The sequence below is a fragment of the Vibrio sp. A11 genome (genome assembly GCF_013048705.1).
Lineage (GTDB): Bacteria > Pseudomonadota > Gammaproteobacteria > Enterobacterales > Vibrionaceae > Vibrio > Vibrio metschnikovii.
Window position 1 is genome coordinate 399,977 of sequence record NZ_VHSI01000001.1, and the last position, 13,195, is coordinate 413,171.

Consider the following 13,195-nt stretch of genomic DNA (forward strand, 5'->3'; position numbering starts at 1 on the left):
CTTTTTTATTAACTTAATTTCATTCAATCGTGAGTTTCGCTGAGCAAAGGATTACGCTTAATGAGCGACCTTTTCACGAGAACTCATATACTGAAACGTTAATTGATCATCAGCTAAATCCACTTTGACCGTTCCACCTTCGACTAACGAACCAAACAGTAATTCATTAGCCAATGGTTTTTTCAACTGATCTTGAATCACTCGACCCATCGGGCGAGCCCCCATGTCACGATCATACCCTTTCACGGCTAACCAGTGGCGTGCATCTTCTGACACTTCAAGAGAAACACCACGAGCATCAAGCTGCACTTGTAGTTCAACAATAAATTTATCAACGACTTGGTGAATCACTCGCTCATCAAGGCTATTGAACCAAATTACATGATCCAAACGGTTACGAAACTCTGGCGTAAAGACCTTCTTGATCTCCGCCATCGCGTCATGGCTGTGATCCTGCTGAATCATACCAATCGATTTTTTAACCGTTTCCGCAACCCCAGCGTTGGTGGTCATGACTAAGATAACGTTACGAAAATCGGCTTTACGGCCATTATTATCGGTTAACGTCCCATTATCCATCACTTGGAGTAATAGGTTAAATACATCGGGATGCGCTTTTTCTATCTCATCCAATAACACGACAGCATGAGGATGTTTAATCACTGCATCAGTCAATAATCCGCCTTGGTCGTAACCAACATAACCAGGAGGCGCACCAATTAAACGACTGACCGAGTGACGCTCACCATATTCCGACATATCAAAGCGCAGTAACTCGATACCAAGCAACTTAGATAGCTGAACAGTGACTTCAGTTTTACCGACCCCTGTTGGGCCTGCAAATAAGAAGGAGCCGACAGGGCGATTTTCCGCACCCAATCCTGCACGAGTCAGCTTAATCGACTCGCTCAACACTTCAATAGCTTTGTCTTGACCAAATACCAGCATCTTCATCTTCTTATCCAGATTTTTCAAAATATCTTTATCTGAAGAAGAAACTGACTTTTCGGGTATGCGAGCCATTTTAGCAACCATGGCTTCAATTTCTGCCACACCGACCGTTTTTCTGCGTCGGTTTGCAGGCATCAATCGAACTCTCGCCCCAGCTTCATCAATGACGTCAATCGCTTTATCTGGCAAGTGACGCTCGTTAATGTATTTAGCCGAGAGCTCCACCGCTGCGCGCAACGCTTTATTGGTATAACGAACATCGTGGTGAGCTTCATATTTTGGTTTTAAGCCCATCAAAATTTTTGTTGTATCATCGATGGAAGGCTCGACAACATCAATTTTCTGGAAGCGACGGGATAACGCACGCTCTTTTTCGAATATGGTGTTGTATTCCTGATAAGTCGTTGAGCCGATACAACGTAGCTTACCACTACTCAGCAAAGGTTTGATTAAATTAGCCGCATCAACTTGTCCGCCAGAAGCCGCCCCAGCACCGATGATGGTATGAATTTCATCGATAAATAAAATTGCATCTTTTTCTTTTTCTAACTGTTTTAGAATGGTTTTAAAACGTTTTTCAAAATCACCACGGTATTTGGTCCCGGCTAATAACGAACCAATATCTAAAGAGTAGATCACGCTATTTTGGATGACTTCAGGCACTTGCCCTTCAACAATCCTCCACGCTAAACCTTCAGCAATCGCAGTTTTACCTACTCCGGCCTCACCCACTAATAAAGGGTTGTTTTTGCGACGACGACATAATACTTGAATAGTGCGCTCAAGCTCTTTATCTCGGCCGATTAGAGGGTCAATTTGGCCTTGTTTGGCAAGCTGATTTAAGTTGCAAGCAAAGCTTTCTAAACGTTCATCAGAATTTGATTCTTCAGGGCTACTGCTACCAAAGGCATCCCCTGACGAATCTTCGGCACCAGATGTTTTCGTGATGCCATGAGAAATGTAGTTAACAATATCGAGACGGCTGATATCGTTCTTTTTCAATAGGTACGCCGCGTGAGATTCTTGCTCACTAAAAATGGCAACCAATACGTTGGCACCCGTTACTTCACTTCGGCCAGAAGATTGAACATGGAAAACAGCACGCTGTAATACACGTTGAAAACTTAATGTAGGCTGAGTTTCGCGTGTTTCATCGTTATTAGGAATTAAGGGTGTGGTTTGATCAATAAACTGATCAAGCTCGCGACGTAAGTTATCGATATCGGCTTGACAAGCGACGAGTGCATCCTTCGCTGCATCATTTTCTAATAATGCAAGTAGGAGGTGCTCGACGGTCATAAATTCATGTCTTTTATCTCGCGCTCGAGCGAACGCGCCATTGAGACTCGATTCTAGTTCTTTGTTAAGCATAAGGCCTCCTTGAGGAACAACCAGATTGTTGTTGCAAGTCTAAGCTTGCTCCATGGTACACAAGAGGGGATGTTCATTTTCTCTTGAGTATGTCGCGACTTGTGCCACCTTCGTCTCTGCTACCTCTGCAGTATACGTGCCACAAATGGCTTTTCCTTCATAATGAACTCTCAACATGACTTGCGTCGCTCGTTCCATGTCCATTGAAAAGAACCGAGCCAGTATTTCGATGACAAACTCCATCGGAGTATAATCATCGTTATTGAGTACCACATGATACATTGCCGGGGGTTTAACCGCGGTTTTCTCTTTCTCCAGTAAGTCAGAGCCTGGAGTGACCCATTCAAAATTTCTACTCATAACCGTCGTATTTAGGAGCGTTTCTCGTTGTATTACTCATTGTTACCCTTTTCATCAGCGCAGTAAATAAACTTTACTGGTGGCTTGCTCAGGTGAAAAACAACCCTTACTTAGAGACTAATCTAGCAATGGTATCGCTGCAAATAAAACCTCACTTTTCCGGTTATCCGCTAGGTTTAAATGTGTAAAATTCACCCACCACTATGCACCAGATGTCACATTATGCATTGCTATTTGCAAATCAAATTGCATTTATCCACACGCTAAATTTCTCATTACATCATCTTACGTTAATAACCCCTTCAATCGATCAACTGAGATCTGGAGGGAAATCCTAAACAACGCATCTATCTTTTAGCGATTGAGGATCACATTATCAATGCGGCTGAGACCGTATCAATACCACAACGCCAGCGTGTATTTGATAAATATGCGTTTTATAGCAGGCTAGTTAAGTGATTTACCTATAAAAGTGACGATTTTTATGTCTTTTTACTATTGACTGCGCTCAATCATTGGCTACATTGGTCAATTAGTGACTAAAAATTTGGCAGCGGCTAAATGGTTATTCACTTAACAACCGCTTCGCTAACGGAATAAAAAGCGAAGATTGATGCCTTGTTTATTGGAGATTGTCGATAAACAAGGTAAGCGTTAACAACATCAGTAATACAATGCATGAGGGATGTATAGCATGGCTACAGGTACAGTAAAATGGTTCAACAACGCTAAAGGATTTGGTTTTATTTGTCCGGAAGGCGGAAATGAAGACATTTTTGCTCATTATTCAACGATCAAAATGGATGGCTATCGCACATTAAAGGCGGGCCAACAGGTTGCTTATGAAGTGGAACAGGGCCCTAAAGGCTATCATGCGAGTAATGTGGTACCGATTGAAGGCCAACCAAGTAAATAATTCGCTGCCAACTTGTGTCTAAAACTAACCCGCCTTTCGGCGGGTTTTGTTGTTTAAGCGCGGTCAATAATCTTATTTAACGTCTGGCTAGGACGCATCAAAGTAGACGCCTTGGCAAACTCAGGGGCGTAATAGCCACCTAAATCACCCGGCACGCCCTGCGCCTGATTAAGTTCTTGAATAATCTGTTGCTCTTGCGCCTTCAATTGCTGAGCAATGGGAGCGAACTCCGTGGCTAAATCACTATCTTGCTTTTGCTCAGCAAGGGCTTCTGCCCAGTAAGTAGCAAGGTAATAATGGCTGCCACGGTTATCTAACTCGCCGACTTTACGTGACGGTGATTTGTTATTATCTAAAAACTTGCCTGTTGCTACATCCAAGGTATCAGCCAATACTTGGGCTTTCGGATTACCCGTGACCACACTCAGATGCTCCAGTGAGGCAGCAAGAGCGAGAAACTCACCCAAAGAATCCCAACGTAGGTGATTCTCTTTCTGCACTTGTTGTACGTGCTTCGGTGCAGAGCCACCCGCTCCGGTCTCAAACAGACCGCCACCGTTCATTAGCGGAACGATGGATAGCATTTTCGCTGACGTTCCTAATTCAAGGATCGGGAATAAATCAGTCAGATAATCACGCAGTACATTACCGGTTACTGAAATGGTGTCTTTGCCTTCTTTCATGCGCGCCAAAGTATAGAGTGTAGCTTGTACTGGCGACATAATTTTAATGTCTAGACCATGGGTATCGTGATCCGGCAAGTATTGCTTAACCTTTTTAATCAGCTCAAGATCGTGGGCGCGAGAGTCATCGAGCCAGAATACCGCTGGCACTCCCGTTGCGCGAGCACGATTAACGGCTAATTTAACCCAATCTTGAATCGGTGCATCTTTCACTTGGCACATACGGAAGATATCCCCCGCTTCGACAACCTGTTCAAGCAATACTTTACCTGATTGATCAATGACTTGCACAACGCCATCAGCATCAAGGATAAAGGTTTTGTCGTGTGAACCATATTCTTCGGCTTTTTGTGCCATTAAACCAACGTTAGGCACACTACCCATGGTCGTTGGGTCAAAAGCGCCATTATCACGACAAAAATCAATCACCGCTTGATACACCCCTGAGTAGCAACGATCAGGGATCAACGCCTTAGTATCTTTTTGTTTACCATCCGGTCCCCACATTTGACCTGATGAGCGGATCATCGCTGGCATTGAAGCATCAACAATAATATCGCTTGGCACGTGTAAATTGGTGATACCACGATCTGAGTCAACCATCGCTAACGGAGGTTGAGTGGTGTATACCGCTTGAATGGCAGACTCGATTTCTTCACGCTGCGCTTGTGGTAAGGTCTGAATTTTAGCGTAAACATCGCCAAGACCATTATTAACATCAACACCGAGTTGATCAAACAGCTCACCGTATTTAGCAAATACATCTTGGTAATAAACTTTAACCGCATAACCAAAAATCACCGGATCAGAGACTTTCATCATCGTCGCTTTGAGATGCAAAGAAAGCAAAATATCTTGCTGTTTAGCTTGGGCGATCTCTTTTTCGTAAAACGCCACTAAAGCTTTCTTATTCATCACGCTGGTGTCGATAATTTCTTTATCCAGCAAAGCAAATGGCTTTTTCAAAGTTTTACGAGTGCCATCATGAGCGACAAACTCAATCGAGACCTGAGTGTCACCGGCAACCGTTAACGATTTTTCACTGCCAAAGAAATCTTTATCATCCATGCTCGCCACGTGAGAACGGGAATCTTTCGACCAAGCGCCCATTGAGTGCGGGTTTTTCTTGGCGTAATTTTTCACTGATGTTGGCGCACGACGATCCGAGTTACCTTCTCGTAGTACTGGGTTTACCGCACTGCCTTTAATTTTATCGTAAGTGGCTTTGATCGCTTCCTGCTCGTAAGTGCTCGGTTCTGCAGGATAATCGGGAAGATCATAACCTTTATCTTGCAGCTCTTTTATCGCGGCTTTCAACTGAGGAATCGACGCTGAGATATTTGGTAGTTTAATAATATTCGCCGCTGGGGTTTGTGCTAACTGGCCCAACTCAGATAAAGCATCGCTGACTCGTTGATTCTCTTTCAAGTGTTCAGGGAAGCTGGCAAGAATACGCCCGGCTAACGAAATATCTCTGGTCTCAACACTGATCCCTGATGATGCCGTAAATGATTGAATAATTGGCAGTAATGAATACGTCGCTAACGCCGGCGCTTCATCAGTGATGGTATAGATGATGGTTGGTTTTTCTGTAGGCATGAACTTTCCCTTTGTTCTAACCGCACTATGGGATGAAATAGTGCGATGTGAATGTCCGTGAACAAGCTAGTTTTACATCCTCAAAACTTGGCCACGTTTGTCTCACTATTATAAGGTTAACTCTCACGATGGATGTGCTGGTTGAGTCTCACGGTGAGAAATTCTCTATTGGCTATAATTAAACAAAAACAAGATAATAGTCTATCATTCCGTCGTTCAATCTTGTTTTCAGGCGCGCAAAGTATAGCCTATTTCTGCGTCAGATAAAACATTCAAACACAACTCATTTACATATTTGCAAGGTGCTTAACATGTCATCCCGCTCACGTCGTACGCTTTCCAGTTCCTCAACGACCAGCGCACCTGCGCAATTCAAACGCGCCGAACGCCCTAAACTCGCTGAAAGACCCAGCTTCAAGCGAAAGAAAATCGCTTCTGTACCACGATCGTCTGACGAACGAAAAGTCATCGCCTTTAATAAACCTTACGATACCTTAAGCCAATTTACCGATGGTCAAGGGCGACAAACACTGGCTGATTTTATTACGATAAAAGACATTTATGCCGCCGGGCGACTCGATCGTGATAGCGAAGGATTAATGATCTTAACTAATGATGGCGTATTACAAGCAAGATTAACTCAACCTAAAGCTAAAGCGCCAAAAACCTATTGGGTGCAAGTTGAAGGGCAACCACAAGAAGCCGATTTAGAGCAGTTGCGCCGCGGTGTGACGCTTAAAGATGGCCCAACGTTACCGGCTCAGGTTGAGATTATCGAGCCACCACTGGTATGGGAGCGTCATCCACCAGTGCGCTTTCGCGCGGCAATCCCCACCACGTGGTTAGCGATTACCATTACCGAGGGTCGCAATCGACAAGTACGACGCATGACCGCTCACATCGGCTTTCCCACTCTACGTCTGATTCGTTATTCGATTGGTAACACAACCTTAGAAACGCTCCAACCCGGAGAATGGCGCGAAATCGATCTGTAAATAATTGTCTGACCATGCTCTGATGAGAGGCATGGTCAGATTGTGATTACTGATGACGCTGCTTTAATTTATCAATCACATCACTCAGGGCTAAGCCTTGGTCTTGTAATAGCACTAACAGATGATAGATAAGATCCGCCGATTCACTGATCAGCTCCGCCTTATCACCCGTCGCCGCCGCAAGCGCGACTTCAACCCCTTCTTCACCGACTTTCTGCGCAATGCGCTTAGTGCCGCTCGCGTAAAGGCTAGCGGTGTAGGATGACTCAGGATCGGCAGATTGACGAGCCGCCAATAATTGCTCAAGTTGATGAAGCCAAACCATTTGTGATTCTTCTTGGCTATCACCGTCCCAGCAAGTCGTGGTGCCAGTATGACAAGTGGGACCAATCGGATTGACCTTGACTAACAGGGTGTCTTGATCGCAATCGAGGGCCAAATTTCTTAGGTGTAAAACATGGCCAGAGGCTTCCCCTTTAGTCCACAAGCGCTGTTTGGAGCGCGAATAAAAAGTCACCTGCTTAGTAGTTAGTGTCACCTCAAGCGCCTCTGGATTCATGTAACCCATCATCAATACTTGGCTAGAGTCAAAATCTTGCACAATCGCAGGGATAAGACCATCGACTTTTTGCCAATCAATGCACTCAACCAGTGGCCGCTCAGTTTGTTTCGTTTGGCTCATCGTCTTACCTCTATCTGTTGTTGATGTAAATATTGCTTCAACTCACCAATATTAATGATTTGTTTATGGAATACCGATGCCGCGAGCGCGCCATCAACGTTGGCAACTTGGAACGCATCGGCAAAATGCGCCATAGTCCCCGCGCCTCCTGATGCAATCAGCGGCACTTGGCATACCGCACGGATCATTTTCAGCTGCTGTAAATCATAACCATTACGCACCCCATCTTGATTCATCATATTGAGTACGATTTCCCCCGCGCCGCGTTGTTGGACTTCTTGCACCCAATCTTGCGTTTGCCACTGCGTGGCTTTAGTGCGCGCTTCATCACCGGTAAATTGATAGACCTGATATTGCCCCGTTGCCTGATCAAAATAAGAATCTATCCCGACCACAATACACTGCACACCAAATTTGTCGGCTAATTGAGTGATCAAGTTAGGATCAGCTAACGCCGGTGAGTTAATAGAAACTTTGTCAGCACCAAACTCTAAGATCCGCGCCGCATCTTGCGCCGTTTTAATGCCGCCAGCGACGCAAAAAGGAATATCAATGACCTCAGCAACTTTGGCAACCCAGCTTTTATCGACCACCCTTCCATCACTGGAGGCGGTGATATCATAAAAAACCAACTCATCGGCACCTTCTTGTGCATAACGCTGAGCGAGTGGCACGATATCACCAATAATCTCATGATTACGAAACTGGACCCCTTTCACGACTTGCCCATCACGCACATCTAAACAAGGAATTATTCGCTTTGCCAACATGAAAATGCCTCCTGAGCGGTAAATTTACCATCCAATAATGCTCGACCGACAATTACACCCGCCACGCCACTGCCTTTAAGTGCAGCAATATCAGCGAGGGTGCCAATCCCCCCAGAAGATTGAAACTGGACCTGAGGGTAACGCTGACATAAATCGATATACAACTCGACATTGGAGCCATTTAAGGTCCCATCACGGGCAATATCGGTACACAATACATGCTGCAAGCCGACAGTGAGATAATCGTCTAATAGTGCTTCAATGGTTACCCCAGAATCTTCTTGCCAGCCAGAGACCGCCACTCGGCGCACGCCCTCTTGATCAATATTGATGTCTAGGGCGAGGACGATTTTCTCAGCGCCATATTTTTCCATCCACTGCTTGACCAACTGCGGCTGCTTAACCGCTGTCGAGCCGATAACCACACGCTGAGCTCCAGCCGTCAGTAAATCGATAACATCTTGCTCACTGCGTACACCTCCGCCAATTTGGATATTGGCCGGCGTACTGGCTAATAGCTTACTGATCAGCTCAAGCTGCCGTGCTGAGGTATCTTTTGCACCGGTTAAATCCACTAAGTGCAGCCAGTTGGCCCCAGCTTGGTGATATAAATTAAATTGCTCAACGGGGTCCACTTTGTATTCAGTCACTTGGCCGTAATCACCTTGGTAGAGGCGTACCACCTGACCATCAATTAAATCTAATGCGGGAATAATCATCACTTATCCTTAATGCTGGCTGAGTCCATCGACTAAGCCGCGATCCTTAACCATTCAAACTTACAGTTTCAAAAAATTATCAATCAGTTTTGCGCCCACTTTTGACGAGCGCTCAGGGTGAAACTGCACACCATAATAATTGCCCTGTTGGATAGCGGCGCTAAACGGCTGCCCGTAATCACATTCAGCAATGGTGTAATCAGCGACTGGAATGGCAAAGCTGTGGACAAAATAGAAATACTCATTGGCATCAATACCCGCAAATAACGGATTACCTTGCTGAGCGGTCACCGTATTCCAGCCCATATGGGGAAGTGGTAAATCTTCAGTTTGCATACGCTGCACATCGCCGTTCACTAAGCCAAGACAATCCACCGCCTGCTGAGCTTGTTGGCCATGCTCTTGTGAGCGTCTGCCCATCAATTGCATCCCTAGGCAAATCCCAAGTACCGGTTGCTCAAGGCGCTGAATCAAGTCCACTAATTGTCTCTGTTTGAGGTTATGCATCGCTTCACTCGCGGTACCTACGCCAGGTAGAAACAGCTTATCCGCAGCGAGGATCTCCTCTGGCTGGCGAGACAAAGTGACATCGTAACCTAGTCGTTGAATTGCAAAGCGTACTGAAGCGATATTGGCACATCCCGTATCAATAATGACCACCTTAGGTTTCATCACAGCACTCCTTTGCTACTCGGTAATTCATTACCTTGCACTTGAATCGCTTGGCGCAGAGTGCGGCCAAAGGCTTTAAACAAGCTTTCAATAATATGATGATCGTTGTCACCGGTTGAGGATAAATGCAAAGTACAGGCTAAGGTATCAGTGAGAGAGCGGAAAAAGTGGTAGACCATTTCCGTCGACAAATCCCCGACTTGTTCACGGCTAAATTGCGCGTCAAATTTAAGGTAAGGACGACCCGATAAATCTAAAGCGCACTGTGCTAAGCATTCATCCATCGGTAAGCTAAAACCAAAACGGCCAATACCTCGCTTATCACCTAAGGCTTCTCTTAAGGCTTGGCCTAATGCCAAAGCGGTATCTTCTACCGTGTGGTGATCGTCAATATGCAAATCGCCCTTAACGGTTAGTTTAAGTTGAAACCCACCGTGGGTAGCAATTTGATCCAGCATGTGATCAAAAAAACCTAAACCAGTTTCAATCTGATTACCGCCTGTTTCATCGAGATTAACCGCGACTTGAATGTCGGTTTCTTTGGTTTTTCGTACCACCTGAGCGGTGCGCGCTTTGACCGTTAACTGCTTGACTATCTGCCGCCAATTGCAATTTTGTGGATGATATTGAATCCCTTGCAGCGCCATATTTTCTGCTAATTGCAGATCGGTCACTCGATCGCCAATCACCGCTGAATGTTTAAAATCGATCTGGCCACTTTGCAAATAAGACTTCACCAAACCCAATTTAGGTTTACGACAGGCACAATTATCCTGTTCAAAGTGAGGGCAAACCAGCACCTCATCAAATTTCACGCCTTGTGATTGAAAAATCTCCATCATCATCGTATGCGGCGCATCAAAGTCTGCTTGCGGATAACTGTCGGTGCCAAGACCATCTTGATTGGTGACCATGACCAAACGATAACCCGCCTCTTGAAGTGCCAACAGGCTGGGGATCACATCAGGCTCAAACTTAAGCTTATCTAAACGATCCACTTGAAAATCGACCGGAGGCTCGACAATTAAGGTGCCATCGCGGTCAATAAAGAGAATTTTTTGTTGTATGCTCACAGGAATATCCTTTTCTTATTCTGCACTCAAGGTTATTGCGCCTTGATGCCCGTTAATGTCATTTATTGGTAATAATTGCGCACAAAGGCGACGACTTTTTCACACTCTTCGCGATTGCCGACAGAAATTCGTACTGCATTGTCGATTGGCGAGTTACGTAAAATAATCCCATGCTCCCAAGCGGCTTTAAATAGCGCATCGCCATCGGGAAACTTAACCAATAAGTAATTACCCCAGCCTTCAAAGACCTCGACACCGGGCACCATTTGCAAACCGACTTGTAAATAGGCGCGGTTCGCACTGAGATCCAATACCTGAAATTTAGTACGCGCTAAACCTGATGGCGATAAAGCTTGCAGGGCAATATCCGCTACTGGTACCGGAACCGGATAAGGAGCAATCACTTTAAGTAACAGATTAATGATCGCTGGACTCGCCAAAGTAAAACCACAGCGTAGGCCCGCCAATGCAAATGCTTTCGACAAGGTACGTAAAATGGCCAGATTAGGATAGGTTTGCAGTAAATCGACCGTTGATGCTTCTGGACAAAAATCGATATAGGCTTCGTCCATCACCACAATGGCCCGATCTTGAGTCATTTCTAATAGAGCGATGATATCTTCACGCCGAATAAGGTTGCCAGTCGGGTTATTCGGGCTGCACACAAAGACTAATTTCACCTGCTCAAGGTTGGCCTCAATCGCGGTTAAATCGAGTTGCCAATCTGCGCTAAGCGGAACCTGTTTACGCTCCACTCCAAAGGTTTCAGCGCTGATCGCATACATGCCATAAGTCGGGGGACAATAAAGAATCGCATCTTGATTCGGCTCACAAAAGGTGCGGATCAATAGCTCAATACTCTCATCAGCACCGCGTGAAGTGAGTACTTGATCAGGCTTAACTCCAGCGTAGTCAGCATAAGCTTGGATCAGTGCTTGTGGCTGACAATCGCTATATCGGTTAAGACGAGCAAAGTCGGTTTTATAGTGATTATCGAACGGAGATTCGTTGGCATTCAGCCACACATCGCCACTACCGCCAATGCGACGAGCCGATAAATAAGGCGTTAAAGCCTGAATTTGTTTGCGTGCCAATTTTTCCATCAGTTTTTCGCCTCTTGTAATTTCTCTATACGGATCGTGACCGCACGTCGGTGAGCATCTAATCCTTCCGCGTTAGCCATGGCAACCACTGTCGGTGCTAATGCCTTTAAGCCATCCGCTGTCAGCTCTTGAACTGTCATACGCTTAGTAAAATCTGCCAAACCTAAACTGGAATAGGTCCGTGTATGACCATAAGTTGGCAGCACATGATTGGTGCCTGAAGCGTAATCCCCGACCGATTCTGGTGACCAATTGCCTAAAAATATCGACCCTGCGTTATCGAGCAGTGGCACGAGCTCACGAGGATTTTTGGTCTGAACAATCAAATGTTCTGGACCATAATAGTTAGAGATCGCCACCGCTTGGGTCAGCGAATCGGCAATAATGATTAAACTGGAAGCCAACGCTTGCTGAGCAATATCTGCCCGAGTTAACGTTTTAAGCTGACGCTGCACAGCATCAGTCACACGATCGGCAATCATTGGCGATGGCGTCACTAACACCACTTGTGAGTCAGGCCCATGCTCGGCCTGACTGAGTAAATCAGCAGCAATAAATTCAGCGTCCGCTGTCTCATCAGCGATCACTAACACTTCTGACGGACCAGCAGGCATATCCATCGCTGCGCCCTGAAAGTCATGACTCACTTGCCGCTTAGCTTCGGTCACATAAGCATTACCAGGACCAAAGATTTTATCGACTTTAGCTACGGTTTCCGTGCCATACGCCATCGCCGCAATCGCTTGAGCACCGCCGACGTTATACACCTCATCGATATTGCATAATTTGGCGACATAGAGGATCTCATCGGCAATTGGTGGCGGTGAACAAAGCACCACTTTTCGACAGCCCGCAATTTGCGCTGGAACGCCAAGCATTAGTACCGTTGAAGGTAACGGCGCACTGCCACCGGGAATATATAAACCAACCTTATTAATAGCACGAGTCACTTGCTCACAAACGACACCAGGCATGGTTTCTACTCTCAGAGGCTGCGATTTTTGCGCTTTATGAAATTTGGCAATATTACTGTACGCCTGCTGCAAAGCTTGCTTCATCTCGGCGGATAAACGCTCACTGGCGGCGTCAATCTCTGCTTGCGAGACACGCAAGGTGTCGGGTTTCACTCGATCAAATTTTTCCGTCAGTGCCAGCAACGCCTTATCCCCTTCACGGCGAACTTGGCTGATCAAATCTTGTACCGTGGCGGTAATATTGGCTCCTGCACTTATCGCTGGGCGCTCTAAAACCGATTCTTGCTGAGTTTCACTCAGTGATGGCCAAACAACCGTTCTCATTTC

At 45.8% G+C, this 13,195-nt stretch carries 12 protein-coding genes; 2 read left to right on the forward strand and 10 right to left on the reverse strand.

Annotation, left to right across the window (positions count from 1 at the left end; translation table 11 throughout):
* Positions 1-57 precede the first annotated feature (57 nt).
* Positions 58-2,322: an ATP-dependent Clp protease ATP-binding subunit ClpA gene (gene clpA, locus FKQ60_RS01745; protein WP_040904235.1), complete on the reverse strand. Its 2,265-nt coding sequence runs from the start codon at positions 2,320-2,322 to the stop codon at positions 58-60.
* A gap of 39 nt (positions 2,323-2,361) precedes the next feature.
* Positions 2,362-2,682, reverse strand: a complete 321-nt coding sequence (gene clpS, locus FKQ60_RS01750; RefSeq protein ID WP_170905908.1) for an ATP-dependent Clp protease adapter ClpS — start codon at positions 2,680-2,682, stop codon at positions 2,362-2,364.
* Positions 2,683-3,376: 694 nt separating this feature from the next.
* Between clpS and cspD the strand changes: the two genes are divergently transcribed.
* Positions 3,377-3,598: a cold shock domain-containing protein CspD gene (gene cspD, locus FKQ60_RS01755; protein ID WP_004395077.1), complete on the forward strand. Its 222-nt coding sequence runs from the start codon at positions 3,377-3,379 to the stop codon at positions 3,596-3,598.
* 53 nt (positions 3,599-3,651) lie between these two features.
* On the opposite strand, the gene FKQ60_RS01760 is transcribed toward cspD, so the two are convergent.
* A complete protein-coding gene (locus tag FKQ60_RS01760; RefSeq protein WP_158138555.1) occupies positions 3,652-5,880 on the reverse strand; it encodes an NADP-dependent isocitrate dehydrogenase in 2,229 nt (742 codons plus the stop codon).
* A 311-nt stretch (positions 5,881-6,191) separates the two neighbouring features.
* Between FKQ60_RS01760 and FKQ60_RS01765 the strand changes: the two genes are divergently transcribed.
* Positions 6,192-6,875 carry a pseudouridine synthase gene (locus tag FKQ60_RS01765; RefSeq protein ID WP_170905909.1) on the forward strand — a complete coding sequence of 228 codons (684 nt, stop codon included), beginning with the start codon at positions 6,192-6,194 and terminating at the stop codon, positions 6,873-6,875.
* A 46-nt stretch (positions 6,876-6,921) separates the two neighbouring features.
* Here FKQ60_RS01765 and hisIE read toward each other — a convergent pair whose 3' ends face one another.
* From hisIE to hisD, 7 genes are all read right to left on the reverse strand, one after another.
* Positions 6,922-7,557, reverse strand: a complete 636-nt coding sequence (hisIE, locus tag FKQ60_RS01770; RefSeq protein ID WP_170904600.1) for a bifunctional phosphoribosyl-AMP cyclohydrolase/phosphoribosyl-ATP diphosphatase HisIE — start codon at positions 7,555-7,557, stop codon at positions 6,922-6,924.
* A complete protein-coding gene (gene hisF / locus FKQ60_RS01775) occupies positions 7,554-8,327 on the reverse strand; it encodes an imidazole glycerol phosphate synthase subunit HisF (RefSeq protein WP_154167915.1) in 774 nt (257 codons plus the stop codon). Before hisF ends, hisIE begins: the two co-directional genes overlap by 4 nt.
* Positions 8,309-9,046: a 1-(5-phosphoribosyl)-5-[(5-phosphoribosylamino)methylideneamino]imidazole-4-carboxamide isomerase gene (gene hisA / locus FKQ60_RS01780; protein WP_170904601.1), complete on the reverse strand. Its 738-nt coding sequence runs from the start codon at positions 9,044-9,046 to the stop codon at positions 8,309-8,311. The genes hisF and hisA overlap by 19 nt, the downstream gene beginning before the upstream one ends.
* Positions 9,047-9,106: 60 nt before the next feature.
* Positions 9,107-9,718 (reverse strand): imidazole glycerol phosphate synthase subunit HisH, encoded by a 612-nt coding sequence (hisH, locus tag FKQ60_RS01785; RefSeq protein ID WP_170904602.1) that lies wholly within the window; start codon positions 9,716-9,718, stop codon positions 9,107-9,109.
* Positions 9,718-10,791 carry a bifunctional histidinol-phosphatase/imidazoleglycerol-phosphate dehydratase HisB gene (gene hisB, locus FKQ60_RS01790; protein WP_170904603.1) on the reverse strand — a complete coding sequence of 358 codons (1,074 nt, stop codon included), beginning with the start codon at positions 10,789-10,791 and terminating at the stop codon, positions 9,718-9,720. The genes hisH and hisB overlap by 1 nt, the downstream gene beginning before the upstream one ends.
* Before the next feature lie 62 nt (positions 10,792-10,853).
* Positions 10,854-11,894, reverse strand: coding sequence for a histidinol-phosphate transaminase (gene hisC, locus FKQ60_RS01795; protein WP_158143780.1), 1,041 nt, complete (start codon positions 11,892-11,894; stop codon positions 10,854-10,856).
* Positions 11,894-13,192, reverse strand: a complete 1,299-nt coding sequence (gene hisD, locus FKQ60_RS01800) for a histidinol dehydrogenase (RefSeq protein ID WP_154167909.1) — start codon at positions 13,190-13,192, stop codon at positions 11,894-11,896. The genes hisC and hisD overlap by 1 nt, the downstream gene beginning before the upstream one ends.
* Positions 13,193-13,195 lie beyond the last annotated feature (3 nt).